We start from the raw sequence: 26880 nt of genomic DNA on the forward strand, positions 1-26880 counted from the left end.
CGCGTATCGCGCACCCGGCCCCTTTTCCTCTTCCGCTTCCTCGCGGTGGACGCTCAGACCCCGCGGCGCACCCGTGCGGCAGCGCGCGCCTCGGCGGCCTGCCGTGCCTCGGTGGTCTTGCGGGACTCCTTGGCCTTGCCGCCCGGCCGTCCCGGCCGGGTGCCCATGCCGCGGAAGGCGAGGGTGCTGTTCCCCTTGCCGCCCTTCCCGTCCTTGCCGCCGTCGGCGGGAGCGGCTCCGGCCAGCGGGACGCCGGACGGCTTCTTCGCCCCGGTGATCTTGCTCAGCAGCGAGTCGCCCGAGCGCACCTGGGTGATGGTGGGGCGGATCTTCGCGTCGGCCAGCAGGCGCGTCATGTCGCGGCGCTGGTTCGGGGTGACCAGGGTGACGACCCGGCCGGACTCGCCCGCGCGGGCCGTCCGGCCGCCGCGGTGCAGGTAGTCCTTGTGGTCGGCGGGCGGGTCGACGTTCACGACGAGGTCGAGGTCGTCCACGTGGAGTCCGCGCGCGGCGACGTTGGTGGCGACCAGGACGGTCACCGCGCCGGTCTTGAACTGGGCGAGCGTGCGGGTGCGCTGCGGCTGCGACTTGCCGCTGTGCAGGCCCTCGGCCCGTACGCCGTTGGCCCTCAGGTGCCGGGTGAACTGGTCCACGGCGTGCTTGGTGTCGAGGAACATCAGCACCCGCCCGTCGCGGGCCGCGATCTCGGTGGCGGTCTCGTACTTGTCGGCGGCGTGGATGTGGAGCACGTGGTGCTCCATCGTCGTCACCGTGCCGACGGAGGCGTCGACCGAGTGGACGACCGGGTCCTTGAGGTACGTGCGCACCAACTGGTCGACGTTGCGGTCGAGGGTGGCGGAGAAGAGCATCTTCTGACCGTCGTGGTGCACCTGGTCGAGGATCTCGGTGACCTGGGGCATGAAGCCCATGTCGGTCATCTGGTCGGCCTCGTCGAGCACGGTGATCTTGACGCGCTCCAGGTGGCAGTCGCGCCGCCCGACCAGGTCGCTGAGCCGCCCGGGGGTGGCCACGACGATCTCCGCGCCGGTCTTGAGGGCGCCGACCTGACGGCCGATGGACAGGCCGCCGACCACCGTGGCCATGCGCAGCTTCATGGCGTCGGCGTAGGGGGTCAGCGCCTCGGTGACCTGCTGGGCGAGTTCGCGCGTCGGTACGAGCACCAGCGCGAGCGGGCGCTTGGGCTCGGCGCGGCGCCCGGCGGTGCGCACGATCATCGCGAGGCCGAAGGCCAGCGTCTTGCCGGAGCCGGTGCGCCCGCGGCCGAGGATGTCGCGCCCCGCGAGGGCGTTGGGCAGGGTGGCGGCCTGGATCGGGAACGGCTCGCGCACCTCCTGCTCCGCCATCGTCGCCATCAGCTGCTCCGGCAGCCCCAGCTCGGAGAACGCCTCCACCGCGGGCAGGGCCGGGGCGATCGTCTGAGGCATCGCGAACTCGCCCTGCGGCGCGAGGGGCCGCGCGGACTTCTTGGGGGACTTCGCGGTCTTGGGGGGCCTGCCGGGCTGGACGCCGAAGCGGCCACGGGCTGACGGATTCAAACGGAGAGCCTTCCTCGATACGGAGCACGTCGTCGAGGAGTCCCGGACCGGGCCGAAGAGCGGCCGGGCGGGCATGCGCGAGAACGAGCCGGAACGAGCCGGGGCCCGTACCCAGCGGTACGGGCCCCGGCTTCGTCGTGCGTCGGCGACGGTCCGAATGCCGTGCGCCGCAAGTAACCAACCCATTTTACCACCGGCGCCCGAAGGCCCGGCGGCCGGTGCGCGCGGCCGGTTCCGGTCCCCGTCGCGCCTGATCCCCGTCGCGGTTCTGTCACGCCCGCTCGGGTTCACCGCACCGGGGCGGGTCCATGCCCGCGATGGTGGCGCGTACGTGGTCCAGGTGGGTGCGGACCTCGTCGGTGGCCCGGGCGAACCAGTCGGCGATCACGGCGACCTCGTCGGGGGAGTAGTCGGCGAAGAGGGCGGCGAGCCGGGCGTAGAAGGGCTCGTACACCTCGACCAACCGCGCGGCGGCGGTCGGAACGGCGACCACCCGCACCCGGCGCCGGTCCGACGGGTCGGGCTGTCTGCGGGCGAACCCGGCGCGCTCCAGCCGGTTGAGGACGCCGGTGACGGCCCCGGTGGTCAGATTGGCCCGCTCGGCCAGATCGCCGGCGCCGAGCGGGTTCTCCCCGGCGCCCAGGACGTGCCCGAGGCAGGTCAGATCGGTGACGTTCAGCCCCAGCAGCTGGGCCACCTCCTGCTGGCCGATCAAGCCGAGGCTGACGTAGGCGTCCATGCGCTGGATCGCCTCCCCGGCGGTGGCCGGGGGGCGGGGCTTGCCGTCCACGCAGATACTCCTTAGCATCTAAGTAACTTAGCTCGTGAGATGAAAGATCCTGCTCCGAGCCTACTGCCGCCTACCCCGGGAGAATCATGAGCGCGCACGGAGACGTCGACCTGGGCCACACCGTGGCCGGCTGGACCGGCACCGCCGTGGGCGTGTTCGGCTCGACGGTCACGGGACTCGCCGTCTGTCTCGGCTCGACCCCCGGCGTGTGGGCCGGCCTCGCGCTCGTCCTCCTGTCCCTCCTCGCCACCTGGGTCCTGCACCTCGCGGGCTGGGGCAAGCCGAGCGGGCCCCGCCCGCACGCCCAGCGCGACTGGCGGGTGCGCGACACCGCCGCGCGCGCCGGTCACGCGGACTGCGTCGGCTGCCGCGTCGCCGCCCGCGGGACGCACGGCGGGGGCGCCCGCGCACACCTGCCGGTGGACGCGCCCGCGGCGGGGTGACGGCGCGGGCCCGCCCCGGGGCCACGGGCCGTGGCGGCCCTGCGTGACACTGGTCCGCATGGCTCAAGATCTCCGGGACCCCGCGGACCTGCTCCTCGACGCGCTCGAACCCCTCGCGTACCCCGCACGCATGCGGGCCTTCGTCGCCCGCGTGCGGGACATGGGACCCGAGCGGGCCGCCGCGCTGGCCGCGACCCTGGACCGGCGCGGCACCTACGAGCGTGTGCTCGGCGTCCTCGCCGCCTCCGTGGCCGGGGACACCGCCCGGATCGCGGCGCGGCTCGCCGACCCGGACGCCGTCGTGCGCGGGCAGGCGCTGGCCGTCGCCGCCCGCGTCGACGACGAGGACTTCGCCGCGGCCCTCGACGACGCCCCCGCGGCCGTCCGCGGACAGCTGCTGCGCGCCGTCGCCGCCGGACACCGCACCGCGCTCGCCGACCGGCTCGTCGACGCGGTCCGCGCGGACTGGGGCGACGCCGAGGCCGCCGTGCTGCTCCCCGGATGCGGAGCGGCGACCGTCGAGCGGCTGCTGCCCGCCGTGTCGTACGCCGTCAAGGGCTGGGGCCGCCTCGCCCGCCGGCACCCCGACCTCCTCGCCGACGTCCTCGACGGGGAACTGCGCGCCCTGCCCGAGGCGTTGCGGGCCGACTGGTGGTACCGCAGGGCGTCCGCCGTCGGGGCGCTGGCCGTCCCCCGGCCGCTGCGGGTGCTGGACCTGTTGGAACACGGCGCCGGGAACGGACTGCCCCGCCCGCTCCACGGGCTGGCCGGTCCCCTGTCGCACGCCGACCCGGACCGCACCCTGCGGCTCCTGATCACCCCGGGCGGCGATCTCCTGCCCGAGAGCGTCGCCGGGCGCCCCGTGGTCCTGGCCAGGCTGGCCCGCGGCGCCTCGCCGCGGACCCTGCTCGCGCTGGGCAGGGTGCTCCACCGCCATGGGGCGCACCCGGGCCAGTTCGCCCGGCTGGCCGCGGCCCTGCCGCCCGGGCGCCGGGCGGCCTTCGTCGACGCGGTCCGCGCCGACGAAGCCGCGGGTGGCGCGGGCGCCCGTATCGACACCGAGCTGCTCGCCGCACTGCCCCGCGCCGCGGCGGCGGCCGAAGCGCGCCGGGCGATCGGGGCGGCGCGGCAGCGGGGCGAGGGCGCGAGCGCCTTGCGGCTCGCCGTCGCCCACCTGCCGCCCACCGAGGCCCGCCCCGAACTGCTCGCCGCCACGACCGGCCCCGTGGCCCGCGACCGGGCCGTGGGCTGGCGGCTGCTCATCGCCAACGCGGGCCGCTCGGGCGACCCCGAGGCCGTGCTCCTCGTCCTCGCCGAGATGGCCCGCCTGCGCAGCGAGCAGGACCCGGTGCGCACGGCGGCCCTGGGCGCGCTGGCCGACGTACGCCCCGCGCTCCTCCCGGACGAGGCCGCACCGCACCTCGAACGCATCGCCCGGGACGCGGTCGAGGCCCGCGACTGTTCCCACTCCACGCGCGCCGCCCTGGCCCGCACCGCCCTCGGCGTGCTGCGCGAGCACGCGGCGGCGGACTCCGCGCTGCGCGCCTGGGCCCTGCGCACCGTCGTCGACGACTTCGAACGCACCCATCACCTCTCTCTCGGGCGGCTCGACCACCTCCTGAGCCACGGTCAGGAAGGGCCGCTCCACGAGGCGTTGCGGCCGTGGTTCGAAACCTGCGCCGAGAAGGGGGAGTTCCGGCCCGCGGTCGCCTTCGCACAGGCCCTCGGACGGCGCGCCGCCGAACTGCCCGCGCTCCAGCGACTGCTCGCGCAGGCCGTGCACCGCGGCCGACCGAGCACCGCGCGGCAGGCCGCCGCCCTGTGGCTGGCGCCCCGCGCGCACCGCGCCGCGCGCGTCGAGGAACTGCTGGCCACCGACGCCTCGGCCGTCTCGCTGCCCCAGGTGGCCCACGTGGTGACACACCAGCGCACCGACCTGCTCGACGCGCTGATCGGCGAGCGACCGCCCGGCCGGTTCCACGACGCGAGCCAGCGCCCCCGCCCGTTCCTCTCGGGCGTGCACCGGTGGACCGGCCGCCAACAGGGCCGCGTCGCCGACGTCCTGGCCGCCGAGTGCGCGGACCCGACGCTGTCCTTGAGCGACCGCGCCCACGCCGTCGACGCCGTGGCGCGCGTCCCCGGCCGGGGCGCGGCCGTCGTGCGCGCGGCCACCGCCGCTCCCGAGGTGCTCCTCGCCGAAGCCGCGCTCGCCGCCCTCGTGTGGACCGACCGTCCCGGGGAGGCGCTGCCCGAACTGCTCGCCCACGCGGGCGGGGACCGGGCGCGCGTCGCCGTCTACGCGGCGACCCGGGCCTCCCGGTACGTGGCGCCCACCCGGCTGGAGGGCGTCCTGGGCGCGCTGACCGCGCCCGGCGCGGCCAAGGTGACCAGCCGCAAGGAGGCCGTGCGGCTCGCCGCCGTCCGGCTGCGCCGGCCCCGGGTCGCCGCCGTGCTCGCCGAGGCGTTCGCGGCGCCGGACCAGCACCCCGACGTACGGGCCGCCTGCGTGCCCTTCGCGGCGCCGCTGATCGACGACGAGCGCGCCGCGCGGCTGCTGGCCGCGGCCGCCCGGGGAGGTGCCGCCGAACGGGCCGCGGTCCTGTGGGTGGCCCCCACGGAGCTGCCGGAGGCGGCGCGGACCCCCTACGCCCGGATCGTCCTCGCCGCGAGCGCGGGCGCGGAGCCCGAGGAGGCCGCGGCCGTCTGCCGGTCCCTCGCCCCCTGGCTGCCCCGAGCCCCGGACGACGTGGTGGCGAGGCTGCTCGCGGTCACCGTGGACCTCGATGACCGGCGGGGCTGGTCCACCGCGGCGGACGTCCTCGCGGACGCCGCCGCGAGCAGCGCGCAGGCGGGCCGGGGCGTGCGCGGGGCGGTCGAGGCGCTGATCGCGGCCGACCGGCGGTCCGTCGACGGCCCCGACGACGCGGGCGCGCTGCGGGACCGGCCCGCGCTGCGTCGGATCACCTACCTCGCGACCCGACTCGCCGCCCCGCTCGACCGGGTCCGCCACGGTGACGGCGCCCTGCGCGCGGTCGTGGCCGAAGTGGTCACGGCGCTCACGGCCTACGACGCCACCGCCGCCACCGGCATCGCCCTGAGCGCCCGCGCCTTCGAACCGGCACTGCCGCAGGAGGAGTTGTACGAAGCCTTGGTCCTCCTGGCACGCGCTCACGCGGGTCGCCCGGGGCTGGTCCGCGCCACCACGGACACGCTGCGCGCCGCGGCCCTCACCGAGGACGGGGGGACCCCCGAGGCGCTGCACGCGGTCGCGGCGCGCCTGGCCGCCACGGGCGGGCGCACGGAGGGCCTCTTCGCGCTGGCCCTGGTCACGGCGGCCGGACTGCGCGCCCACTGGCCCGCCGACCACCGCGACCTGGTGCGCGACCTGCGCCACCACCCGGAGCCCGACGTCCGCGACGCGGCCCTGGACCGCACCACGGTCTAGCGCGGCGGGTCGGCGGGCCCTCCCGGACCCGGCGGGCGCGGTGAACGCCCGCACCCACCCGGCCGTGAGGGCCGGGTGGGTGCGGGCGGGGGAAGGGCGGGGGTCAGGGGAACGGGACGTGGCGCGGCTCGGGCGCGGGCTGCGGGGACGGTGCGGACCAGGAGGTCTGCGGGGTCTGGGAGGACTGGGAGGTCTGGGCGCGGTGCTTGGTGCGCCCCGGTCGGACGGGCCACCACGTGCCGCGGCCGAGGAGCGCGGCCAGCGCGGGCACCAGGACCAGCGACAGGACGGAGGCGGAGAGCAGGATGCCGACCGCGGTGGCGAAGCCCACCTGCCGCGAGCCGGGGTCGGGCGCGACCGCCAGGCTGCCGAAGGATCCGGCCAGGACCAGGCCCGCCGTGGTGATGGCGGGCGCGGTGCTGCGCACGGCGCGGGCCACGGCCGCCCGGGCCGGACCGGGACGCTCCATCTCCTCCCGGATCCGGTCGCTGATCAGGATGTTGTAGTCGGTGCCGAGCGCGACGACGAACAGGAACAGCACCAGCGGGAGGGTGAAGGCGACGCCGGGCTTGTCCAGCAGGTGCTGGAAGACCAGGGCGGAGGCGCCGAGCGTCGCCGCGAAGCCCAGCCCCACGGAGATCATCAGGATCACCGGCGCGAGCAGACTGCGCAGCAGCACGACCAGGATCAGGGCGATCAGGGCCGCCGCGACCGGGAACACGATCCGCAGGTCCTGGTCGACGGCGTCGGCTATGTCCACGAACACCGCGGCGGTGCCGCCCACATGGGCCTCGGTGCCCTCCGGGGAGTGCGCCCGCACCGCGCCGCGCACCGGACCGGCGACCAGGTCGCGGGCCCCCTGCGTCTGCGGGTCGACGGTCAGGAACAGGTCGATGCGGGCGGCCCGGTGGTCCCCGTTCAGGGTGGTCGGCCCGACCCGGCCGACGCCCTTGACGGCGCCGAGGGCCCGGGAGAGCCCGTCGAGGCGCCCGGTGGTGAGGGCGCCGCCGTCGCGGGTGGTGACGTACACGGTCGTCGGCTCCCAGGCGTCCGCCGGGAGGGCGCGGCCGATCTCGGCGGCGGTCTCGGTGGCCGCCGTCTTCTCGCCGCCGCCGCCCTGGCCGTAGTCCATCGCGATCCCGGCCAGCCCGGTGGCCAGCACGCCGAGCAGGGCCACGGAGGCGAGGACCATGGCCACGGGCCGCCGCGCCACCAGCTCGCCGAGGCGCCCGGCGGAACCGGCGCGAGGGGTCCGCTTGAGGGCCCGCGAGGGCCAGAACATCTTGCGCCCCGCCATCGCCAGCATGGCCGGCATCAGCGTCAGGCTGCCGAGCAGCATCACCAGGACCGACACCGCGATGGCCGGACCGAGCACCCGGAACTGTCCGAAGGAGGCGATCCCGAGGGTGGCGAAGGCGGCCACGATGGTCAGCGCCGCCGACGTGATCGCCGTACCCACCCGGCCGGAGACCTCGGCGGCCACGGCGCGGGCGTCGTGCTCGGGCCGGGCGCGCAGCTGTTCCCGGTAGCGGAAGAGCAGGAAGAGGAAGTAGTCGATCCCGATGCCCAGCAGCACCACCCCGATCAGGCTGGGCGTGGACCCGTCGAGCTTGATGCCGGTGAGCATCGCGGTGCCCGTGACGGCGCCGCCCGCGACACCGCCGATGAAGGTGATCGCGAGCAGCGGCAGGAAGGCGGCCAGGACACTGCGGAAGACGAGCACGTTGAGCAGCACGATCAGCGCCATGGTGAGGCCGCCCACCACCTTGGACCTGGTCTCCCCGGCATCGGTGGTGTCGGTGACCGACGCGATGCCGCCGGTGAACCCGCTCCGCAGGCCCGCCTCGGCGAACTCGGCCCGGGCGTCCTCCCGGAACGCGCGGAAGACGTCCAGCAGGCCGGGGTCCAGCGAGTTGCCCGTCAGCTGGACCGAGAGCAGCTGGAAGCTGCGGTCCGGCGCGGTCATGGCCGGGGCCACCCGAGGGGTCTGCGAATGGTCGACCAGGAGGAAGCTCGGGCCGTCCTTCTTCGGCGGGGGCATGGCCACCCGCTTGCGCCCCAGCTTCTCCGCCGCGGCCTTGACGCGCTGCTCGTCGGCGCCGGTCAGCGGCGCCCCGTCGGACCGGCCGACCAGGACGGTCACCGTGTTCGCGTCGGGCTTCACCCCGAAGCGCTCTTCGGCGACCTTCAACGCGGCGGCCGAGTCGTAGCCGGCGGGCAGGAAGTCGCCCGGCTGGGCTCCGGTGACGCGGAAGACGAGGGCACCGTTGAGGAAGGTCATGGCGATGCCCAGCACGGCCCAGAGGGCGATCACCTTCCATGGGTTCCTGGTGGAGAAGCCGGTCAGGGCGCGGATCACGAATTTCCTCCGGTGGTGCGGGACGGGTGCTCCGGGTGGTTCCCGGCCTGTATCCAGACCATCAGGAGGAGGGGCCGCGATCATCGGGGTACGGGATGAGAAGCGGACGGGGAGCGTGGTCCGGCGCGGGGCGCGGACCAGGACCCTGGTCCTGGTCGGGGCCTCCCCCCGAGGTCCGTGGTTGCTGCACCGACCCGGTGCGAGAATGGTTCCAGGCGTGGTCGCGGCGCCACCGGCACGGGGTCGGAGGGGTGGCCGGCGGCCCGGGGGAGGACCAGATGAGCGGCCGAGACGCCGCCGCACCGCTGTGGACGCGTGAGGACGCGCTCGTCACCATCGGCGTGGTGGCGGCGGACCTGATCGCCTACGGCATGGCGCGGCAGGCCGGCCAGTGGCCGGGCACCCCGGGCGGAGTGTTCCTCCTGGTGGCCTCCGCGCTCGCGCTGCTCGTGCGGCGGCGCTTCCCGGTGTCCGTCTTCGCGACGGTCATGGCCTTCGAAGTGGTCCTGCGCGTCGGCCTGCCGATCGCCCCGGGCATCAACACCAGCCTGGTGGTCGCCCTGTACACGGTCGCCCGGACCGGGCGCCGGGCGGCCACGGCCGCGGTGAGCCTCGCGATCGTCGGCCTGGCCCTGCTCGGACCGGTCGGCGGGGTGTCGCTGGGGATGGCCACGCTGGGGTACGGGACCTCGGCGGTGATCGTGGTCGGGGCCGCGCTGCTGGTCAACCGCTGGCAGCGGGACGTGGAGGCCAACCGTCGGCTGCTGGCCGATCGGGCCGTGGCCGAGGAACGCCGCCGCATCGCACGGGAGCTGCACGACATCGTGGCCCACCACATCACGGTCATGCAGTTGATGGCGGGCGGCGCCCGGGCCAACCTGGAGAGGGCCCCCGAGGCAGCGCGCGAGGCCCTGGTGACGCTGGAGGACTCCGGTCGGCTCGCGCTGAGCGAGATGCGCCAGCTCCTCGACGTGCTGAGGGCCGACGACCCGCCCCGGGACGAGTCGGCGCCGCACCCGCACGCCGCGGCGCCCGAGGCTCCCCAGCCCGGCGCCGACGACCTGGACCGGCTCGTCACCGAGTCGCGCGGGGCCGGTCTGCCGACCGAGCTGAGCGTCCTGGGGGAGCCGTACCCGCTGCCCCCGACCGTCGGCCTCACCCTCTTCCGGGTCGTCCAGGAGGCGCTGACCAACGCCCGCAAGCACGCGGGGGACGCGCGGGCGTCCGTACGCATCGGCTACCACCGGGACCGGATCACCGTCGAGGTGTGCGACGACGGGGTGGGCGGGCCCGGCCCCGAGGGCGGGGCGGCACCGGCCCGGTCGGGGCGGCGCGGCTCCGGGTACGGTCTGATCGGCATGCGCGAACGCGTGGCGCTGCAGGGCGGCACGCTGGAGGTCGGTCCGCTCGACGAGGGCGGGTTCCGGGTGGCGGTCGACCTTCCGGTCGACCCGCGCCCGGGGGCTTGCGGCCGGGAGTCCGGCACCGGATCCGTACGGGAATCCGCGCGGGAGGCCCTGCGGGGCTCGGCATCACAGGACGTACGGGAAGGGGCGCGGCGATGAGCGCGGCGGCGGGCGGGACGACGGGCACGATGGCGGGCGGGACGGCGGGCGGCGCGGAGGGCGCGGCCGACGGCGGGGGGCCGGGGCCGATCCGGGTGCTGATCGCGGACGACCAGCCGCTGGTGCGGCGGGGCCTGGCCCTGATCCTCGGGCCCGACCCGGACATCGTCGTGGTCGCGGAGGCGGGTGACGGCGAGGAGGCCGTGGCCCTCGCCCACCGCCACCGCCCCGACGTCGTCGTGATGGACATCCGGATGCCCGTCCTCGACGGGGTCGGGGCCACCGCACGGATCGCCGCCGAACTGCCCGGCTGCCGGGTCCTCGCGCTGAGCACCTTCGACCTGGACGAGTACGTGGTGGCCGCCCTGCGCGCGGGCGCCTCCGGCTTCCTGCCCAAGGACGTCTCCCCCGAGGAGCTGCTGGCGGCGGTCCGCACCGTCCACACGGGCGAGGCGGCCGTCGCGCCGCGCCTGCTCACGCGGTTGCTCTCGGCCTACGTCACCACCCAGGCCCCGCCCCGACCCGCCGCGCCGGTCCCCGACGTCGGCGACCTCACCCCCCGGGAGGCCGAGGTGTGGCGGCTGATGGCCACCGGCCTCGACAACGCCGAGATCGCGGGGCGGATGGACATCAGCGGCTCCACCGTCAAGAACCACATCACGAACGTCTTCAACAAGCTCGGGGTGCGCGACCGGGCACAGGCCGTCATCGCCGCCTACGAGTCGGGGGTCGTCGAGGCCGCCCGCGCACGGGACTTGGCTTAGATGTCCCGCTGATCCGGCGGATTCGCGCCGTGTTGCCCCTCTTCGATGGCCGGAAATCGTTGGCCCGCTTCAGGGAAACCGAGCGGAGGATACGTTTCCGTCCCTGACGAGGAGGGGGATCGGCGATGACCGAAACAGCGGTGGACCCGGCGGGTCTGGCGGACCCGGCGGGCCGGGCGGACCTGGCGGATGTGGCGGATGCGGCGGGCTCTGCGGACCCGGCGGACGGAAGCGTTCACGCGCGGCCGGTGGCGGAGCTGTTCTTCGAGCGCGCTCGGCTGTACGCGGAGCGCCTCGCCGTGGACGAGCCGGGCGGTACGCGCTACACCTACGCCGAACTGGCCATCCGTGTGCGGGAGTTCGCGTCGGGGCTGGGCGTCCTGGGCGTCACCTCGGGCGCGGTGGTCGCGGTCGCCGGCCCCCGCGGCCCCGAGGCCTGCGTCGCGCTGCTGGGCGTGGTGTGCGCCGGGGCCAGCTACCTGCCGCTGGATCCGACCCTGCCCGCGCCCCGCGTGACCGGCATGCTGGAGGACGCCTCGGCCCTCGCCGTCGTCCGGCTGCCGGGCGCGGTCTCGGTCGACCCGGACATCGCCCCCACCTGGGACCACGAGCGGATCCTGGCCGCCGGACGGGCCCTGCTCCGGGACGGCGAGGGGGAGGGCGGGGCGTCCGGCGCCCCGGCCGGGCCCGCCGTGACGGCCGACGTGCCCGCCTACGTCATGTTCACCTCCGGCACCACCGGGCGCCCCAAGGCCGTGGCCGTGCCGCAGCGCGGGCTGGTCCGGCTCGCCGTGGACAACGGCTTCTACGAGGTCCTCCCCACCGACCGCGTGCTGCACGCGGCCACGCTCTCCTTCGACGCCTCTGTCCTGGAGATGTGGCCCGCCCTGCTGAACGGGGCCTGCCTGGTCCCCGCCGACTCCACCCTGCTGCTCGCCCCGTACGCCCTCGCCACCTTCCTGCGCGAGCACGCCGTCACCGTCCTCTTCGCCACCACCAGCGTCTTCCACCACATCGCGCACGAGCGCCCGGAGACCTTCGCGGGCCTGCGCTACGTCCTGACCGGCGGGGAGGCCCTGCGCCCGGACGCGGCCCGCCGCGTGCTTACGCACGGGCGGCCGGAGCGGCTGGTGAACGCCTACGGCCCCACCGAGACCGCCTGCGTGGCGGTCGCCCACCAGGTCGAGGCCGTCCCCGAGGGGGCCACCGGCGTCCCCATCGGCCGTCCGATCGCCGACACCGTCTGCCTGGTGCTCCGGGAGGACGGCGCCCCGGCCGGGCCGGGGGAGGAGGGCGAGCTGTGGATCGGCGGCCCGGCCGTCGCCCGGGGCTACCTGAACAACCCGGCCGAGAGCGCCCGCCGCTTCGTGGCCCCGGAAGCGGCGGCGGGGACCGGCGACTTCTACCGCACGGGGGACTTCGTACGCCGCGCGCAGGACGGCACGCTGGAGTTCCGCGGCCGCCGCGACGACCAGGTCAAGGTGCGCGGGTTCCGGATCGAACCCGACGAGATCCGTGACGCGGTCGCGACCCACCCCGGGATCACCGACTCCGTGGTGCTGGCCCGCGAGGACGGCCCCACCCGCCACCTGGCCCTCTTCGCGACCGCCGCACGCCCCGGCCGCCACCCCGACGTCCGGGAGCTGCGCGCCCACCTCGCCGAGCGGCTGCCCGCGTTCATGGTCCCCGCGACGATCACGGTGCTCGACCGGCTGCCGCTGGCCGCGAACGGCAAGGTGGACCGGGCGGCGCTGCTCGCCCTGGCCCCTGCCGCTGTCGCCGCCGCCGGCCCTGTCCCGGCCGCGGGTCCGGCCGCCGGTCCGGTCGGCCCGGGGTCCGACGCCGCGGACCTCCCGCCGTCGGCGTCCTCGTCCGGCCCGCTCCCCGAAGGGGCGGACGCGGCGGCGGGCGCCGGGGCCGACCGCGAGTCCATCGCCGCCCTGGTCTCCCGGATCTGGGAACAGACCCTTCCGCAGGGCGTCCCGCACGCCGTCGACGACGACTTCTTCGTCCGGGGCGGGAACTCCCTCATCGCCGCCCAGCTCGTCAACACGGTCCAGGCCGTCCTGTCCATCGGCGGCGCGCACAGCTACCGACTGGTCGGCGACCTCCTCAACCAGCCCACCCTCAAGGCCTTCATCGCCGCCGTCGAAGCCACCGTCCACGACCGGCCCACCCCGCGCGGCGCGCCCGTCGCGGGCCGCTGGCTCGCGGACCTGGAGCGGCGGGTGCCGCGCGTGACGCCCGTACCCATCACCGCGCACGACCGGCCCGACTGGCGGGTGCCCCGCCACGTGCTGCTCACCGGGGCCAGCGGCTTCCTCGGCGCCCACCTGCTGCGCGAGCTCCTCGACCGCACCGATGCCGAGCTGCACCTGCTGGTCCGCGCCCGGGACCTCGCGCACGCCCACCGCAGGATCGCCCGGGCGCAGCGCCGCCACGGCATCACCCGGCCCCTGCCCCTCGACCGGATCCACCCGCTGCTCGGCGATCTGGGCCGACCCCGCCTCGGACTGACGGACGCCGAGTTCGACGACCAGGCCGCCCGCGCCGACGTGATCCACCACTGCGGTGCCGACGTCAACTTCCTCTACCCCTACGAGCAGTTGCGCCCCGCCAACGTCGACGGCACCGGCGAACTGATCGCGCTCGCGGCGCGCCGGGGAGTACCGCTGCACTACGTGTCCACCATCGGGGTGGTGCACGGGTTCGGCGCGGCCGGGGTGCGCGAGGTCGGCGAGGACACCCCGCTCGACCACGTCGAACTCCTCTCGATGGGGTACACCGAGAGCAAGTGGGTCGCGGAGGAACTGCTGCGCAAGGCCGGTCGGGCCGGATTGCCGGTGGCCGTGCACCGTCCGCACGAGATCACCGGCGACACCGTCACCCGCACCTGGGACAGCGGGGCCGCCCTCTGCGAACTGTTCAAGATCATTACGGAGTTGGGTCTCGCCCCCGACCTGCCGGTGGCCCTCAACTTCGTCCCCGTGGACCACGTGGCCGCCTCCATCGTCCACCTCGCCGTGCACCAGGAGGCCCAGGGGCAGACGTACCACCACGTGAACCCGCACCAGGCGCTGCTCGACGACCTCGTGCAGCGGCTACGGGTCCACGGCCACCGGATCGAGACCGTCGGCTACCACCGCTGGACCGAGGCGATGCAAGCGCACCTGGCCGAGCGGCCCGGCCACTCCTTCGCCCCGTTCGCCCCCCGGTTCACCACGCTGGCGGCCGGGAGCGACCTGACGCTGGAGGAACTCTGCACGACCGATCACTTCCCGGCACTGGGCCGGGAGCGGATCGAGGCCGGTCTCGCGGGCAGCGGGCTGGTCTGCCCGCCGGTCGACGCCGCCTTCCTCGACGCGTGCATCGGCTACTTCCACGCCTCGGGATTCATCCCCTCACCTGCGGGTTGAGCCCGGCGGGCCGGGGACGGGCGGCCGCCGCTCGCCCCCGGCCGGGCCGCGGCGGGCGGGGTCGGTCGCGGGTCGGCTGCGGGGCGCGGGTGGGCGTGGGGGCGGGGTTCCCTCGCGTCACGAGATGGCGACGGAGCGTGCGGCCACCTCCCGTACCCCGTAAGGTCGGACGACCCCGCAGGTCAGGACATTGGTCCCGACCCGAGTTCACGCGCCGTTCATCCGGCCGGTTCCGTGTCGTTCGACCGGTCTGGTGGCCTGTGGTGCGTGATGGGTTGATGTGCGACGGATGCTCGGGGATGTCGGTGTTGGTGTCGGGGGAGGGCGAGGGACCAGTGGTGGGGACAGCCACGTGGAGTACGGCCGTGACGGCCGAGGACGGCGGCGGCCCGAACGGTGCGACCGGGCCGTCCGGTGCGCCTGGTGGGCCCGGTGCGTCCGGTGGGCCCGAGCGAGCCGGTGCCGGCCGCGGAACCGCGGGGACGCGGACCGCGGGGGCGACGCGCACCGCCGCGCCGCGCCCGGGTCGGGTGCCGGGGGGCGAGGTGTCGGCGGCCGGGGTGACGGCGGCCGCAGTGGCCTCGGACGAGGCGGCGGCTACCGGGGTGTCGGTGAACGAGGTGGCGCCGACGGAGGTGCCGGGCCGGGTGTCGCCGAGCGAGGCGTCGACCGGCGAGGTGTCGACGGCCGGGGTTTCGGCCGGTGAGGTGGTGGGTGGGCAGGGAGCCGTGGCCAATGCCGCGCCCACCTACCAGGTCAAGCTGTTGGTCGACCCGCACCGGATCCTGCACGCCGACGGGACCCCGCTCGGCCGGGCCGTCGCCGCGCTCGGGCTCGGGCAGTCGAGCGGCTTCGAGGTCACCCAGTACATGGACGACGCGGAGCTGAGTTTCGCCGACGCGGGCTGGATCATCCGGTTCCGCCACGACGGCGCCGAGGACCGGCTGCGGGTGACCTACAAGACGCGGTTCGACATCGTCGGGGACGGGACCGATCTCGCCGCGGTCGAGGAGGCCCTCGACCGGGCCAACGCGCACCGCTTCGACTGTCGTGCCACCAACTACGACCCGCAGGTCAACCTCAGCTACTCGCGGGCCACGCTCGACTTCTCCAACAAGAAGCGCGAGCCCGCCCCGGACCTCGCCCCGGGCGCGCTTCCGGACCCGGCCGAGTGCCGGGCCATCGCGCTCGACCGGCTGCCCGGCAAGATGAGGAACTGGCCCGCCAAACCGGCGGGTTGGGCGGAGGCCGTCGCGGCCAGCCCGCTGATCCACGGGCCGGTCCGGCAGACCAACTACCCGGGCGAGGTCCTCGGCCACGCGGTGGAGTTGCAGATCACCCCGCTGTGCGACGCGGACGGCCGGGAGTCCTGGTTCGCCGAGATCACCGCCAAGGCCGACACCTTCGCCGAGGCCGTGCGGCTGCGCGCCGACCTGATGGGCGAACTGCGCGCCGAAGGCTGGCTGTTGAAGCGCAACGCCTTCAAGACCGACCTCGTCCTGGGCCAGCACCGTGCCCGGTGATTTCGTGCCGATCGCCGGTCGTGCGCCCGCGGCCCCGGGCGGTGGGCGCGCCCCGTGCGCCGCACCGCACCGCCCGTGGGCGGCCCGCCCGTCGTACCCGCCTCGACCGCGCCCCGGCGGTCGCGGATCCGGCCACGGGGTTCCCGTGGGGGCGCCCGCCTCGGCATGCTGGACACCATGACACCGCCGTCCGTGCCGTTCCCCGCCCGGCCGTCACGCTCCACCCCGGACACCGCCCGCGCGCAGCCGTCCGGCGGCCGCTCCGACCCTGCCGCGCCCGAGCGAATACGCCTGGCGCACCTCGCCGACCTGCACGTCGGTTCGCCCCTGCGCGGGCTGGACCACTATCCCGGCGCCCCCGGTATCGACGCCGAGCAGGCCCCGTACGACGCCCTGGACGCGCTCGTGCGCCGGGTCGCCGACGGGCGCTACGACGGCGTCCTCATCGCCGGGGACGTCTTCGACCGGCACCACGCCGACGCCACCGCGCTGACGGCCTTCCAGGACGCACTGGGCCGCTTCCACGACGAGGGCCTCGTGACCGTCGTCGTCGCCGGGAACCACGACGCGGAGTCGCCGCTGCCGCAAAAACTCCATCTGCCGCCGTCCGTCAGCTGGTTGGACGCCCACGCACCGCAGACCGTGCACTGGGACCACCTCGGGACGGCCGTCCACGGACAGTCGATCGTGCGGGCCGATGACCTCCGCGACCTCGCGGCCGGGTTTCCGCCCAGGATCCGCGGACTGGCCAACCTGGGGCTGCTGCACACCAGCCTGCACGGCGCGTGGAGCCGCAAGACCTGCGCCCCGACCACCGTGCGGACGCTGGCGGCCGCGGGCTACGACTACTGGGCCCTGGGGCATGTCCACCACCGGCTGGCGCCCGCGCGCGGCCTGCGCGCCGGGTACTCCGGCAACGCGCACGGGCGCGGCCCCGGCGAGAGCGGCGGGCGCGGCTACAGGGAGCTGCTGATCGGCGGCGGGAGCGTGCGCGCGAACGCGGTGGACACGGCCCCGGTGCGCTACGAACCCCTGCACCTGCCCCGTGCGGCGACCGCCGAGGCGGACGTCCGGAAGCGGTTCGCGGCCGTCCCGCCAACGGCCGCGGGGACGCCGGGGACGCCGGGGGCGGTCGTGTGGACGCTGTCCGGACCGGGGGGCGAGGACCTGGTCCGGCTGGCCCGTGAGGTGGCGGCGGAACTGGACCGGCCGGACTTCATGGTGTGCCGCGCCCGTGTTCCCGCGGCCGCTCGGGGCGGGTGCGCTGGGTAGGCTCGGGCGCGAAGCGATCACACGACCCGAGGCGGGGCCATGCCGGACGACGGCCAGGACACGAACAAGACGGCGGCGGCGGCGGTGGCCGCCGCCGAGGGGCCCACGGCGACCCGGGCGGACGGTCCGGCCGCGCTCGCGGCGCTGCGTGCGCTCGCGGCGGAGCGGCCCGGCGAGGTCGAACTCCTCGCGGGCTTCCGGGATCGCGACCTCGACACCTGGCCCGTGCCGGTCCCCGAGGCCGTGCGCGTGGTGCTGCGGGAGGTCGGCGGGCTCGAAGTGGACGACGTGCGGCTGGAGTTCGGCCCGTACGGCACACCCCGTTTCCCCGACGGGTGCTGGACCCTCAGCGAGATCCACGGCGGTGAGGGGTCGTTGATCGTCGGCGTGCCGACCGCCGGTACCGGGACCGACGGCGGCGGCGCGGAAGGCGGCGGATGCGCCGACTGGGGTCCGGTGGTCGCCGTGCACACCTGGGGCGAGCAGGAGGTCACCGTCGAGGCCCCCGGCTTCACCGGCTGGCTGACCGGCTTCGCCGCCGACCTGGCGGCGGGCGCGGACCCCGACGACCGACCCGTGCCCCGACACTTCGTGCCCGCCCGGCCCACCGTCGAGGCCGCCGAGGGCCCGGACGCGGAACTCGCCGGGCTCGTCGGCCGGGGCGATCCGCTCACCGACGTGGCCGACCTGCACGAGCTCCCGGCCTACCCCTGCGGGATCGGCTGGGAACCGTACTTCTCCACCTCCTTCAACACGGCCGACACCGGGAGCAGCGAGGTCCAGTTCCGTCTGGTCGGTGGCGGCCGGGCCCTGCTGCTCCGCAGCGTGGTGAGCGGGGACTTCCTGGGGCGGCCGGTCCGGCGCCACCGGGTGCCCGCCGACGCGCCGGTCCGCGCGGTCGCCGAACTCCGCTCCCTGGCCGCCGAGTTCCCGGATTTCGTCCAGCTGGACGAGGGCTGCCCGGACGCCACCATGGACGCGTGGGAGGTGCCGGTGCCGGAGGGGATCCGCACGGTGCTGCGCGCCGTCGGCGGCGTACGGATGGCCGGGGTCGCGCCCCTGCGGCTGCTGCCCGGCGTCGAGGCCGACGGGGTGCACGCCGTCGACCCCGAGACGCACCGGATGATGGGCGGTGACGGCTCGTACCGCCCGCTCGCGCGCGTGGACTACGGCCGCAGCTCCGCCCTCGTGCAGGTCCGGATCGACCCGGGCAGCGGCGAGTGGGGCGCCGTCGTCTCCATTCCCACCGATCCCCGGCAGCTGAGCACCTACCCCGAACTCACCCTGCTCGGCGAGTCGTTGCCGGTGTTCCTGCTGACCCTGGTCCGGTTGGCGCGCCGGGCCGCCGCGACCGCGGACTTCCCCCGCGCGCTCTCCGGTGCCACGCACTGGATGTTCCCGAACACGGGGGAGGCCTGGACCCGGCCGGTCCCGGTCGCCGAGTGGGCCGGTTCCGCCGACCCGCTGCGCGCGGCGGCGACCGCTCTCCCGGCCGATGCGCACGCCGCCGACCTGCGGGACTCCCCGACCCCCAGTGACCTGTGCTTCCACCGGGCCGCCAAGTGGCCGGCGCGCGCGGCCCTGGACCGGCTGTACTTCCCGGGTGCGGGGCTCCTCGCGGCGGCCGTCCCGGTGACCGGGGCCCCGGCGGCGGCCGGGAGCTAGCGTCGTGATCATGGAACCGATGACCCCGAGCCCGAGCCCGACAGCGACAGCGACAGCGACAGCGACCACGAGCGCGACCGCGACCACGACCACGACCGCGAACACGGCTCCGGGCGGCGCCACCGATCAGGCGCCGGGCGATCCGACCGCCACGGACGACATGCTGGCCGGCCAGCCGATCGGCTATTGGAGCGGGCTCGCCCACACGGTCGTCACCCGGCACCTGCGCGACGCGATGGCCCGGATCGACGTCACCCAGCCGCAGTACTGGGTGCTCAACCGCGTGAACGCGGGTCCGGCGGCGCCGAGTCGAGCCGAGGTCGTCGTGCAGCTGACGCCCCTCGCGGAGGGGCCCGACGAAATCGCCAGATCCGTGGACCAGTTGGTGCACCGCGGCTGGCTCCGCGCCGACGCGGGCGGGTACGTGCACCTCACCGAGGGGGGAGAGGCCGCCCGGGCGCGACTGCGCGCGATGGTGACCGAGCTGCGCGCCGTCGTCCACGAGGGCGTCAGTGACGAGGAGTACGTGGCCGCGCTCAAGGTGTTGCGCAGGATGGTCGCCAACGTCGAGTCCGTCGAGGCCGAGACCCCCTAGCGCCGAGGTCCGAGAACCGCGGGCGGAACCGGAGCACCGCGGTGGTCGTCTGAGACCCCGTGTGGAGGAACAGAAGGATTCTCGCGGTGCTGCTCGCCCTGCTCGCGACCCAGCTCGGCTCGCTGATCGGCCCGGCCTACGCCTGCGGTTGCGGTGCGATGATCCCCGACGGGCGGTCCCGGATCGGGGTCGGCCGGGAGAGTTCGGTGGTGCGCTGGGACGGGGCCACGGAACAGATCGTGATGCGGTTCAGCGTCAGCGGGGACGCCCACCGGGCCGCCTGGATCATGCCGGTGCCCGGGCGGGCGACGGTGGAGCTGGGCGACCCCGAGCTGTTCGCCGACCTGGCCGAGCTGACCCGGCCCGAACACCGGACGCGGAGCTACTTCTGGCCCCGGGACGGGGATTGGCCCTTCGGCTCGGGGGACCGGGACGAGGTGGGCGCGGCCCGCCCCGGCGCGGCGCCGCCGGTCGGCGTCGTCGGGCGCGAGCGGCTCGGCGACTTCGACGTCGCGCGCCTGACGGCGACCGACCCCCAGGCGCTGCGCGCGTGGCTACAGGCCAACGGTTTCGAGCTGCCCGAGGGCCTCGCCACCGAACTGGGGCCGTACGTCGCGCAGAAGTGGGAGTACGTGGCGGTACGGCTGGTGCCCAAGGAGGCGGGCCGGACCCTCGGCGGGGATCTGGACCCGCTCCGGATCCGCTTCGCCAGCGACCGGCTGGTCTATCCGATGAGGCTGTCCCGGCTGGCGAAGACCCCGCAGTCGCTCGGGCTGTACGTCCTGGCGGACCACCGGATGGAACCCCGCTCCGCGATCGGCGGCGCCGCCCCCGAGGTGACCTTCGCCGACCGCATCGACGCCAAGGGCGGCTCCTCGGGCGCCGGGGGCGCCGCGCTGGCCGAACTGACCGGCGGTGCGCCGGTGTTCCTGACGGCCATCGAGCAGCGCTTCCCGGAACCCTCGCGGATCGACGGCGATCACGAACTGCGGGCCACCGCCTCCGACACCCCCTACCGCCGCGCGGTATACGAGGACCGCCTGATGACGATCGGCGACGGCGTCCCGGTGTGGCTGCTGACGCTCGCGGGAGCGGCGGCGGCGATCGTGGCGGCGGGGGCGTCGGCCCTGCGGGCGCGCCGCAGGGCGCTGGGGGGCGTACGGGCGGGGGGCTGAGGGGGAGGTCAGGCGGCGAGGGTCAGGTTCCCGACATGTTTTCTTAATCTGTTCGGCACATGACAATGTGAACCTCGCTCTGCCACCTGATGTCCCGCCAATTCCCCGGGCGGGAGCGGTGCGTGTGGAGAGGTACCCCCCACGTGATAAGAATTTCGCGCTTGGCGCCGCTGGCCGCGGGCCTCGCGGCAACCGCCCTGCTGTTCGCTCCCGCGCACGCCTCCGCGGGCCAGGCGCCCGCTCAGGCAGCGCCCGCCGCCGCGCCCCTCGCGGGCTCCGTATCGGTCGACGCGTACTACGCCTCCGCCACCGGCAAGACCGGGCCCGCACTCAAGAGCGCGCTCCACGAGATCATCAAGGTGCAGTCCAAGGTCACCTACGACCAGGTGTGGGACGCCCTGAAGACGACGGACGAGGACCCGGCCAACCACAACAACGTGATCCTGGTCTACTCGGGCCGCTCCCAGGCCAAGTCCACCAACGGCGGCGGGGTCAACGACTGGAACCGCGAGCACGTCTGGGCCAAGAGCCACGGCGACTTCGGCACCGCCACCGGCCCGGGCACCGACCTGCACCACCTGCGCCCCGAGGACGTCACGGTCAACAGCACCCGCGGCAACAAGGACTTCGACAAGGGCGGCAGCCCGGTCGCCGAGGCCCCGGGCAGCTTCACGGACTCGGACTCCTTCGAACCGCGCGACGCCGTCAAGGGCGACGTCGCGCGCATGCTGCTCTACATGGCGGTCCGCTACGACGGAGGCGACGGCTTCGCGAACCTCGAGGTCAACGACAAGGTCAACAACGGCTCGGCCCCCGCGATCGGCCGGATCAGCGTGCTGAAGCAGTGGAGCCAGCAGGACCCGCCGGACGCCTTCGAGCAGCGCCGCAACCAGGTCATCTACGACACCTACCAGCACAACCGGAACCCCTTCGTCGACCACCCCGAATGGGTGGCCCAGATCTGGTAGACCCGTCACCGCGCCGCGTCCCCGCCGCCGACGGCAGGGACGCGGTGAACCTTCCGGTCACGGCACTAGAGGTACTCGTGGAAGAGGCTGACGATCGGCGCGGCGAGTGAGTGCAGGCCGGACGTGATGTTGCTGATGAGCTCCTTGCCACCCAACTTCTCGATCAGCCTGGCCTGCCCGAAGGTGATGACGTGCAGGCCGGCCATCGCGAGGGATTCCTGGAACTCGTGGCTCGTCCAGCCGTAGCCGATCCCCTTGAGCAGCGCGGTGACCTCGGAGAGCTGCACCGCCACGCCGTCGAGGACGAGCGCGGCCGGTTCGAGCCCGAAGACGGCGCAACCGGCGCCGGCCAGCCCGGCGGCCACGCTGCCCCACTCCGTCAGCTCGGCCAGCTCGCGGGCCGCTTCCTTGTACGCGGGGAGGTTCACCGCGTCGTTCTCGGCGGTGTCCGCCGGGTTCTTCCCGGCCGCCTTGGCGTCGGCCGCGGCCTTGGCGGCCGCCGAGATGACCTCCTGGAGCCGCTTGACCTTCTCGGCGTCGTGGGCCACGCGCGCGGCCTCCGCCGCGGCGACGGCATCGCCCTCGGCCTGCATCACCGTGATGTGCGAGAAGGCGGCCGAGGCCTGGGCGGCGGCGACGGAGGCGGCCGTTTCCACGGCGGAGGACAGGGCCCGGTTGGCCTCGTAGTTCGCGGTGCGCGAGGCCGTGCGCGCCCGGACGGCGGCCTGGCTCGCCCGGTCGGCGCTGGCCCGGGCGTCGCGGGCGGACTGCTCGGCGGAGTCGGCGTACGTGCTCGCCGTCCGTGCGGCGGTGGCGGCCTGGACCGCCGACCGACTGGCCTGGTCCGCCCATCGCAGGGCTTCCGCGGCCGCGTTGCGGGCCTTGGCCGCCGCCTCCTGGGCCCGGGCGGCGTCCTCCTGCGCCCGATGCGCGATCTTGGAGGCGGCCGCGATGGCCCCTTGGACGCCCGCGACGTGGCTCGCCGAATCGAAGTCCAGCTGGGCCGTCTTGAACTGGACCAGGGAGACGAAGTTGCGGCGGGCCCACGCCGGGCCCTCCAGCGCTGCCTGCGCGTGGGCCTTGGTGTACGGTCCCGCGCTGTTGAGCAACGTCGCGGTGGCCACGGCGTCGTCCTCGCGCTGCGCCGCCTCGAACCGGCCGGTGAAGAACCCGTACAGCGCGTGCGGAGTCGCGGCGTCCAGCGCCTCGTTCGCCGCCTTGGTCACCGCGCGGCCGGGCCCGGAGGCCAGGATCCGGGCGATCGCCACGCGGTACCCGGTGGCCGCGGCCTGGGCGGCGCCGGTCGTGAGGAAGGCCGTGGCCGCGTCCAGGTCGCTGCTGGCCAAGGCCCGGCTCGCGGCCGCCGCGACGTCCGCGTTGCTCGTACGGGCGACGTAGAGCGCCGTCTCCCGGTCGTCCTGCCGCTCGGCGATCCTGCGGTCGGTGTCGACCCAGACGTGCACGTCGGCGTCCGTACCGGCCAGCGCGAACCGTGCGGCCTCGCGGGACCAGCCGCCGCGGGAGGCCCCCATCACGGCGAGGGCCGCTGCCCGCCCGGCAGCGGCGGCCGCCGCCGGGTCCCCGCCCCCGAGGGCGGATTCGGCCCGGGCGACCAGGTCCTTCGTCTGCTGTGCGGTCTGCTGGTCCGCGGTGCGGCGTCCGGCGAGCTCCGCCGTGCGCTGCTCCTCGTCGCGGGCGAGCAGCCGCATCTCCTGCACCGCCTGCTGGGTGTCGTACTCCAGGCGCTGCCACTCGGCCTCGCGCGCGGCCTTCTCGACGGCGACGGCCTGGTCGACCGCGTCCGTGGCCGTGTTCGCGGCCCTGGTGGCCGCGTCGGCGAACTCGGTCGACTTGTTGGCGTGGTCCACCGCCTCCCCGGCGTGCTGCACCGCCCACTCGGCCGCCGCCGCGGCCTTCTCGGCGTGCTCGGCCGCGCTGTTCGCGGCAGCGCGGGCCGTGCGCGCCGCCCCGGCGGCGGCATCGGCCAGACGTACGGCGTTCCCCGCGGCGTTCGTCGCGATCGCGGCCTGCGCACCGGCGGTGTCGGCCTCCTGCCGGGCCTTCGCGGCCTCGGCATTGGCCACGGGCAGCTGATCGGCCGCCGCCCGCGCCTCCTTCGAGGCCTCGTCGGCGTCGCGGGCGGCCGTCTGGGCGTACCAGGCGGCGTTCTTCGACTGCGTCGAGGCGTTCTCGGCGTGTCCGGCCGCCTCGGCGGCGCCGCGCGCCTGGGCCGCGAGGTTACGGGCCGCCACCGCGGCGTCCTTGGCCTGCTGGACCATGGTGGCGTCCAGGGACACGTCGATGGCCGACTTGTGCGCCCGCGCGGCGGCACCGGCCGCCGCGGCCGCGGCCGCACCGGCGGCATTGGCCGCGGTGCCGGCCCGGCGGGAGGCCTGGACGGCGGCGTGCGAGGCGCCGATGGCCAGGCGCGAGGCGTCGGCCGCGCTCCGGGCGATCGCACCGGCCCTACGGGCCGCGGCGGCGGCCTTGACGATGTCGCCTTCGGCGGCCCTGGCCTCCGCGGCGGCGATCCGCGCCGCCTCCTTGGCCTGCGCCGCGGCGGTCACGGCCCGGGCCGAAGCCTCCTCGGCCTGCTTGGTCAGGGTGTCGGCCCGCTTGCCCTCGCGCTGGACGACCGCGACGAGTTCCGCGACCTTGGTGGCCTCCTGGTCGCGGGCCCGCGCGATGTGCTGGCCGGTGTCCAGGAACCACTCGATGTCCAACGGGGCGCCGGACAAGGCGCGGTTGGCGTACTTCTGCACCTCGGGGCCCGCCTGGAAGGCGAGCTTGGAGACCTCGACCCGGGCGTCCTCGAGCCGCGCCGTGAACTGCCCGTCGGTGAGGAAGGTCCCCAGTGCGTCCGAAGAGCCCGCGTTGAGCGCGGTGTTGCCCACGCGGTTGACGGCCTTGCCGCCCACCGCCATCACGGTGGTGGCGGCCACCCGGAGGTCCTCCAGCACCGCGGACCGGTAACCGCCGTCGAGGAACGCGCCGACCGCCGCGTCGCCGGCGCCGAGCGCCGCGGTGGCCTCGCGTCGCATCCCCTTGCCCGCCGAGGCCAACTGCGCGAGGACCGCGACCCGGTTGTCGACGGCGGTGTCCGCCGCCAGCCGGGTGGTCAGGAAGGTCCGTACGTGGGCGTCCGTACCCACGAGCGCCGCTTCGGCGGAGGCGCGGACGGCCTTGCCGCCCCGGATCCAGGCCCGCACCACCTTGGCGCGCTCGGTGTCCGGCAGCCGTAAGAGGTCGCCCTCGCCCCCGGAATCAGCAGGGGGCTGCGCCCATGCGGCGATCGGGTCGAGCACGAGGCTGGAGGTCGCTGCCACCGCGGTCGCCGCGATGGAGCCGAGGAAACGACGCCTGCTCCACATGGTGGTGTCCACAACGGTTCCTTAGGGTCGGCGCCCGCCCGCCGCGCGCCCTGGCGGGCGCCGCACCGTCGGACGGTCGAGGGGAATCCCGCTGGTCGTCGAGTGGTTCTCCAGCGGAATTGGACGTGAATCCGATCGAAGGAAATGCTCCGCGATCGGTACGCCGAGAAGGATTGCACCGGACCCCCGGACCGGCGCAAGGGCGATCGGCGATCCCGGACGAAGAAAAAATGGAAGAGTCCCATCCGGCCTCGATCCGGAATTGAGCCCTCCAAAAGGATGCCGGGCCCGCCTCTCAAGACCTCCTATAGGGCCCCTCGAGATGCGTGTCTTATCGGCCTCCCGGGCCGCTCTTGTCGCAATCCAGTCGTTCCCGAGCCGCTTCGGCGGGGGCTACTGTCCATCCGGCGGCGGGGGGCCGATCCCTCGAATCGTTGGAAATCATCGAAGCGCCGGAAACATTCGAAACCGAAGATTGGCATCGAGATGAATGCTCGCAAGACCATGTTCCGGTCCCTGGGATTGGCCGTGAGCGGGGGCGCGTTGGCCTGGTTCGCCCTTGCCGGCGGATTCGGCGCCGAGCTCACGTCCGTAGCCGACGAAGGGCCCGGCTACGCGATCGAGGACTTCGCCTATCCGAATGCCGACAAGATCCTGGCCGAGCGGGGCATCACGCTGAAGCGGGGCGACGGCCACATCCTCCTGGCCGACTGCACGAGCGCGACCGACCTGCTCGAGGTCTGGTCCCGGGCCAACGAGAAGATCTGCTTCCGGGTCATCGGAAACAACGGGTACCTCACGCTGGAGATCCCGGCGGTGTTCGCGGTCAAGGGGAACAGCTACGCGACCCGGGTCGACATGACGACGGGGACCGAAGCGAAGACGTTCGACGTGAACAAGAACGCGTGGACCCCGGTCGGCGAGAGCGCCGACGACCAGGGGCGCGACTTCATGCTCATGGAGATCCGGTCCGCCAAGTAACCGCGCCGCCGTACGCGCCGCGCGCACCTTTCCGGACCCCTTTCCCGCACACGAATTCCCGCACCCGAATCCCGGCACCCGAATTCCCGCACCCGAAACAGAAGGACCTCCCATGCCCGTTTCCCGTACCCGCCCCGCGTGGACGGCCGCACTGTTCCTCGCGGTCGCCGCGGTGACGGCAGGCCAGGTCGGCGCACCCACGGCGGCCCTCGCGGTCACCGGTCGGCAAGGCGCCGCCGGTCAGACCGGCCCGGTCGTCCGGCTGGCCGTCGGCTCCGGAGAGGGCTCGCGCTCCTGCACCGGCGTCCTGGTCGACCAGTCGTGGATCGCGACCGCCGCCAGCTGCTTCGCGGACAGACCCGGCTCCGCGCTCCCGGCGGGCAGACCCGCCCTCAAGGGCACCGCCACGCTCGGCACCGGCCAGTCGATCGAGATCGCCGAGCTGGTGCCCCGTACGGACCGGGACCTGGTCCTGGCCCGTCTCGCCACGTCGGTCACCGGCGTCGCGACGGTCAAGCGCGCGACCGCGGCCCCCGCGCCGGGGGCCGACGTCACGGCGGTCGGCTTCGGCCGGACCGGCGGCGAGTGGGTCCCCGACAAGGCCCACACCGCCGCGTTGGGCCTGGACGGCGCCACGGCGACCACCTTCGCGATCTCCGGGAAGACCGGCGCGGCGCTGTGCAAGGGCGACACCGGAGGCCCGCTGCTGAACGCGGCCGGCGAACTCATCGGGATCAACAGCCGGTCCTGGCAGGGCGGGTGCCTCGGATCGCCGGCCGCCGAGACCCGTACCGGCGCCGTCTCCGCGCGCGTGGACGACCTGAACGGCTGGGTGCGGGACACCGTCCGCCCGGACGTCCCGCACGACCTGAACGGTGACGGCCGGTCGGACGTGGTGATGGCCTATTACCACGGGGACAGCAAGATCGGGTTCTATACGTCGGTGGCGAATGAGAGTGGTGGGTTCGGGGATTTCACGGTGGGTTATACGG

Annotated in this window: 17 protein-coding genes; 13 read left to right on the forward strand and 4 right to left on the reverse strand. The window is 75.0% G+C overall.

Annotated features, from left to right (window positions below; translation table 11 throughout):
• Positions 1 to 53 precede the first annotated feature (53 nt).
• A complete protein-coding gene (locus tag ACFWAR_RS30660) occupies positions 54 to 1631 on the reverse strand; it encodes a DEAD/DEAH box helicase (RefSeq protein ID WP_385784078.1) in 1578 nt (525 codons plus the stop codon).
• 196 nt (positions 1632 to 1827) lie between these two features.
• The gene (locus ACFWAR_RS30665; RefSeq protein ID WP_385784081.1) at positions 1828 to 2346 is read right to left on the reverse strand and encodes a MarR family transcriptional regulator; all 519 of its coding nucleotides are present in this window, start codon (positions 2344 to 2346) and stop codon (positions 1828 to 1830) included.
• 86 nt (positions 2347 to 2432) lie between these two features.
• Between ACFWAR_RS30665 and ACFWAR_RS30670 the strand changes: the two genes are divergently transcribed.
• Both ACFWAR_RS30670 and ACFWAR_RS30675 read left to right on the forward strand, forming a co-directional pair.
• Positions 2433 to 2789, forward strand: a complete 357-nt coding sequence (locus ACFWAR_RS30670) for an HGxxPAAW family protein (protein WP_385784084.1) — start codon at positions 2433 to 2435, stop codon at positions 2787 to 2789.
• 58 nt (positions 2790 to 2847) lie between these two features.
• The gene (locus tag ACFWAR_RS30675; RefSeq protein WP_385784086.1) at positions 2848 to 6234 is read left to right on the forward strand and encodes a hypothetical protein; all 3387 of its coding nucleotides are present in this window, start codon (positions 2848 to 2850) and stop codon (positions 6232 to 6234) included.
• Positions 6235 to 6337: 103 nt separating this feature from the next.
• On the opposite strand, the gene ACFWAR_RS30680 is transcribed toward ACFWAR_RS30675, so the two are convergent.
• Positions 6338 to 8593, reverse strand: coding sequence for an MMPL family transporter (locus tag ACFWAR_RS30680; RefSeq protein WP_385784089.1), 2256 nt, complete (start codon positions 8591 to 8593; stop codon positions 6338 to 6340).
• Positions 8594 to 8871: 278 nt separating this feature from the next.
• On the opposite strand from ACFWAR_RS30680, the gene ACFWAR_RS30685 reads away from it, so the two are divergent.
• From ACFWAR_RS30685 to ACFWAR_RS30725, 9 genes are all read left to right on the forward strand, one after another.
• Positions 8872 to 10158: a sensor histidine kinase gene (locus ACFWAR_RS30685; RefSeq protein WP_385784092.1), complete on the forward strand. Its 1287-nt coding sequence runs from the start codon at positions 8872 to 8874 to the stop codon at positions 10156 to 10158.
• A gap of 29 nt (positions 10159 to 10187) precedes the next feature.
• Positions 10188 to 10922 carry a response regulator gene (locus ACFWAR_RS30690; RefSeq protein WP_385784145.1) on the forward strand — a complete coding sequence of 245 codons (735 nt, stop codon included), beginning with the start codon at positions 10188 to 10190 and terminating at the stop codon, positions 10920 to 10922.
• Between the two features lie 125 nt (positions 10923 to 11047).
• Positions 11048 to 14338, forward strand: a complete 3291-nt coding sequence (locus ACFWAR_RS30695; RefSeq protein ID WP_385784095.1) for an amino acid adenylation domain-containing protein — start codon at positions 11048 to 11050, stop codon at positions 14336 to 14338.
• Between the two features lie 560 nt (positions 14339 to 14898).
• Entirely contained in the window at positions 14899 to 15861 is a 963-nt protein-coding gene (locus ACFWAR_RS30700) for a hypothetical protein (RefSeq protein WP_385784098.1), read from the forward strand.
• 177 nt (positions 15862 to 16038) lie between these two features.
• Positions 16039 to 17133 carry an exonuclease SbcCD subunit D gene (locus ACFWAR_RS30705; protein WP_385784100.1) on the forward strand — a complete coding sequence of 365 codons (1095 nt, stop codon included), beginning with the start codon at positions 16039 to 16041 and terminating at the stop codon, positions 17131 to 17133.
• 39 nt (positions 17134 to 17172) lie between these two features.
• A complete protein-coding gene (locus tag ACFWAR_RS30710) occupies positions 17173 to 18798 on the forward strand; it encodes a hypothetical protein (protein ID WP_385784103.1) in 1626 nt (541 codons plus the stop codon).
• A 160-nt stretch (positions 18799 to 18958) separates the two neighbouring features.
• Positions 18959 to 19393, forward strand: coding sequence for a MarR family winged helix-turn-helix transcriptional regulator (locus tag ACFWAR_RS30715; protein WP_385784148.1), 435 nt, complete (start codon positions 18959 to 18961; stop codon positions 19391 to 19393).
• Between the two features lie 89 nt (positions 19394 to 19482).
• Positions 19483 to 20568, forward strand: coding sequence for a DUF2330 domain-containing protein (locus tag ACFWAR_RS30720; RefSeq protein WP_385784151.1), 1086 nt, complete (start codon positions 19483 to 19485; stop codon positions 20566 to 20568).
• A 161-nt stretch (positions 20569 to 20729) separates the two neighbouring features.
• Positions 20730 to 21536, forward strand: a complete 807-nt coding sequence (locus ACFWAR_RS30725) for an endonuclease I family protein (RefSeq protein ID WP_385784106.1) — start codon at positions 20730 to 20732, stop codon at positions 21534 to 21536.
• A gap of 65 nt (positions 21537 to 21601) precedes the next feature.
• Here the strand turns inward: ACFWAR_RS30725 and ACFWAR_RS30730 are convergent, their stop codons facing one another.
• On the reverse strand, positions 21602 to 24919 hold the full coding sequence (locus tag ACFWAR_RS30730; protein WP_385784108.1) for an ALF repeat-containing protein: 3318 nt from the start codon (positions 24917 to 24919) through the stop codon (positions 21602 to 21604).
• A gap of 474 nt (positions 24920 to 25393) precedes the next feature.
• Between ACFWAR_RS30730 and ACFWAR_RS30735 the strand changes: the two genes are divergently transcribed.
• Positions 25394 to 25888, forward strand: a complete 495-nt coding sequence (locus ACFWAR_RS30735; protein ID WP_385784111.1) for a hypothetical protein — start codon at positions 25394 to 25396, stop codon at positions 25886 to 25888.
• A gap of 112 nt (positions 25889 to 26000) precedes the next feature.
• Positions 26001 to 26880: S1 family peptidase (locus ACFWAR_RS30740; protein ID WP_385784114.1), on the forward strand; the 880-nt coding region annotated here is incomplete at its 3' end.

The organism is Streptomyces sp. NPDC059917 (assembly GCF_042730635.1).
Classification (GTDB): Bacteria; Actinomycetota; Actinomycetes; order Streptomycetales; family Streptomycetaceae; genus Streptomyces.